4 protein-coding genes are annotated in these 3,394 nt (G+C 62.8%); 2 read left to right on the forward strand and 2 right to left on the reverse strand.

The features are described from left to right. Window positions 1-310, reverse strand: a 310-nt coding sequence (locus HLUSI_RS29990; protein ID WP_040503765.1) for an MFS transporter, incomplete at its 3' end; no start/stop codon positions are given. Window positions 311-434: 124 nt separating this feature from the next. Here HLUSI_RS29990 and HLUSI_RS0121505 point away from each other — a divergent pair. Continuing rightward, complete coding sequence (locus tag HLUSI_RS0121505; RefSeq protein ID WP_016835914.1) at window positions 435-1,394, forward strand: GlxA family transcriptional regulator; 960 nt, start codon at window positions 435-437, stop codon at window positions 1,392-1,394. A 43-nt stretch (window positions 1,395-1,437) separates the two neighbouring features. Here HLUSI_RS0121505 and HLUSI_RS0121510 read toward each other — a convergent pair whose 3' ends face one another. Next, window positions 1,438-2,571, reverse strand: a complete 1,134-nt coding sequence (locus HLUSI_RS0121510) for a metallophosphoesterase (RefSeq protein WP_016835915.1) — start codon at window positions 2,569-2,571, stop codon at window positions 1,438-1,440. A gap of 248 nt (window positions 2,572-2,819) precedes the next feature. Here HLUSI_RS0121510 and HLUSI_RS29995 point away from each other — a divergent pair. Next, the coding region (locus HLUSI_RS29995; protein WP_040503766.1) for an NAD(P)H-binding protein at window positions 2,820-3,394 on the forward strand (575 nt) is incomplete at its 3' end.

Raw genomic sequence — 3,394 nt, forward strand, 5'->3', positions numbered from 1 at the left:
TCACCGCCAACGCCAGCGCGGTGGAAATCAATCCGCACAACAGCACGCGCCGGTCGCCCCAACGATCGGTCAAGACGCCCCACGGCAATTCACTCACGGCCACGCCCAATCCGAGCGAGCCGAGGGCCAGGCCGAGCTGGGTGTTGTCGAGCCGGTAATCGGCGCGCATGAAAATCGCCGTCACCGGGATGCCGGCGAAGGCCGCCGAAAAGCTGGCGTTGGCGAGCACGCCGATGCCGAGGATTTTCCAGCGATGGCTGTCCTGGCGCAGGACTGGCGCGCGCGCGTCCGGTTGTGTTGCTGGCTTCATGATGCGACCTCCGAGGGAAATTGACAGCCTCAGTGTGCCGTGCCACCATGCGTCCAAAATGACATAAAAACCTCCTTTTTGGACAATCCTCTTTTTTGGATGCCCTCCTCCTCCTCCTTCTCCTATGCGCAAGATCGGATTCCTGCTTTTCCTCGATTGCAGCCTGCTCGACTTCACCGGTCCGCTGTCGGCCTTCGACGCGGCCAACCGGCTCGCGGGCAAGACCCTGTACCGGCTCACGCTGTACTCCGAACCTGGCGGCATGATCCGCAGCTCCGCCGGTGCGCTGATCCATACCGAACGCATTGGCCGCACCAGCTTCGATACCCTGATCGTGGCCGGCGGCGGTGCGCCGCGCGAGGGCCTGGTCTCGCCGGCGCTGCGCCGCCACGTGCTGCGTGCGGCGGCGCGCTCGCGCCGTATCGCCGGCATCTGTACCGGCGCCTTCGTGCTGGCCGCCACCGGCCTGCTCGATGGCAAGCGCGCCACCACGCACTGGCGCATGGCCGCCAAGTTGCAGCAGATGCATCCGGCGGTCAAGGTGGACAGCGACCGGATCTACTCACGCGATGGTGCGGTATGGACGTCAGCGGGCATCTCGGCCGGCATCGACCTGGCATTGGCGCTGATCGAAGAGGATCTGGGTGTGGAGTTGGCGCGCGCGGTGGCAAGGGAATTGGTGGTGTACCACCGTCGCCCGGGAGGCCAGTCGCAGTTCTCCAACTTGCTGGAAATGGACCCGCCCTCGGGAAGAATCCGCGAGACGTTAAGCTATGCGCGCAACCATTTGCATGAGTCGCTGACGGTGGAACGCCTGGCCGAAATAGCCTGCCTGAGCCGCCGCCAGTTCGACCGCGCCTTCAGCGCAGAGACCGGCCAGACGCCAGCCAAGGCAATCGAAAAACTGCGCGCCGAAGCCGCGCGTCCAAGAGTGGAAGCAGGAGAAGAATCACTGGAAAACATCGCCCGCGCCGTAGGCTTCGACGACCCGGAACGCATGCGCCGGGCGTTCCTGCGCGTGTTCGGCTATCCGCCGCAGGCGATCAGGCGTGCGCAGCGGAGGCAGGAAACTTTGTATCTTTGAAGTGAAAGAAAGACGACGAAAAAAGAAAGAAGCGAACGACCCATCAAGCCCGAACCAACCTCAACAGAGTAATCTCCGAAGGCGCCAACAACCTCTTGGGCGGTCCCCAATACCCAGTCCCGCGACTGGTATAAACCCACAAATTCCGCAAACGATTCAACCCCGCAACATAAGGCTGCTGCAACGGCACAAAGAAATTCCAGGGAAAGAACTGCCCTCCATGGGTATGCCCCGACAGCTGCAAATCAAACCCCGCATCCGCCGCCGCAGCCGCCGACCGCGGTTGATGCGCCAACAACACCTTCGCGGCACTTACCGGCGCATTGCGAATCGCCGCATGCGGATCGCTGCGCTGGCTCTCGTCGAAATGATGCGCGGTGTAGTCGGTCACCCCGGCCAGCACCAGGCCGGCATCGTCATGGCGCAGCACCACATGTTCGTTCATCAGCACGGTGAGGCCCAGTCGGCGCACTTCCGCAATCCAGGCCGGCGCATTGGAATAATACTCATGGTTGCCGGTGACGAAATAGGCGCCGTGACGCGCACGCAATTGCCCCAGCGGCGCGGTGTGTTCGGACAGTTGCTGGACGCTGCCGTCGACCAGGTCGCCGGTGATCGCCACCAGATCCGCCTTGAGCTCATTGACCTTGTCGACGATGGCGCGCAGGTAGCGCTTCTTGATGGTGGGACCGACGTGGATGTCGCTGATCTGCACGATGGTGAAACCCTGCAACGCCTGCGGCAAGTCGGCGATCGGCACATCGACGTTGACCACTTCGGCCAGCCGGCGCGCGTTCATGTAGCCCACCAAGGTCAGCAGCAAGGCGCAACCGATGACGGCACGCGCGGAGCTTTCAATAATCTCGGGCGTCACCGCATGAAGCAGCGGCAACGCCAGCAAGACCGCCTCGCGCACGAGGGTCAGCAGCAACAAGGAAGAGAACAAGCCCATGACCAGCATGCCGATCCAGGCCAGCCGGTCCGACAGCGGTTGCTGCTTGATCCCGCGCGCCAGCAAGCCGGCCGGGATCAGCACGAACGACAGCACCAGCAACAGCACGCCGACGCCCTGCCAGGCAGCATCGACGCCAAGCGCCGGCAACAGGCGCCAGCCTATCAAGGCATGCAGGGCGCCCATGACCGAGAGGACGAATATGATGGTGAAACGTGACGGCATGTGGCCTCGCAAAGGGAGATGTGTTGGCGTGCATGTTGGTATGCATGCGATGTTTTCAATGGCAGTCCGGCATTGCTGACGGCGGGCTGAACGATCTTCAACCCGGTCGCCAGCATGATTGCTGACCGGATTGTCATCGTTTTGCCGCGCAATGCAAAGCAGTAAAAAATATTTTCTCCGGCGCACAATATTTCGCTCGCCCACACGTCTTCACCTGCATGTCTGCATTGTTGCGAACAGGGGAAGTCATGAACAAATCAAGGATTGCATCGATTCCATCCATTGCGCCCGTACGCCGGGTCGTCGTGGCGGGCGCCAACAGTCCCACCGGCCGCCTGCTGCTATTGCTGCTGCGCGATGCGGACGTCCATGTCACCGCATTGGTGCGCGAACCGGTGCGGCTGACCGCCGATGAAACCGTGGCCCACTGGACCCATAGCGAACGCAGCTTTGAAGTCATCGCCGAAGCCGATGCGGTGGTATTGCTGACTGGCACGTCCGGCTCCTGTTCCGACGACTGGAGCGCCTATCGGCAAGGCATGGTGGACACCGCCGAGCGCATCGCCGCAGCGGTCGGCCCGCGCACTACGCGGGTGGTGTATTTCTCTCATGTCGACGCCGACGCCGAAGCTGACAACTGGCATCTGAAAGCCAAGGGCCTGGCCGAACGCGTGCTGGCGCGGCTGCATAACAGCGTGATCTTCCGCATCGGCCCGGTGGTGCGCGGCAGTCCGCATCCCTTGCCGTTCGAGTTATCGTTGCAGCAACGCGTGCCGGGCGAAACCGTATTGCTGGCCGGCGACGGCGAGCAGCGTTGCCGGGG

This window comes from Herbaspirillum lusitanum P6-12 (genome assembly GCF_000256565.1).
GTDB lineage: Bacteria > Pseudomonadota > Gammaproteobacteria > Burkholderiales > Burkholderiaceae_D > Herbaspirillum > Herbaspirillum lusitanum.

Coding starts and splice junctions, on each gene's coding strand:
- HLUSI_RS0121505 (WP_016835914.1), top strand. CDS start 435: ATGCGCAAGATCGGATTCCTGCTTTTCCTCGATTGCAGCCTGCTCGAC.
- HLUSI_RS0121510 (WP_016835915.1), bottom strand. CDS start 2,571: ATGCCGTCACGTTTCACCATCATATTCGTCCTCTCGGTCATGGGCGCC.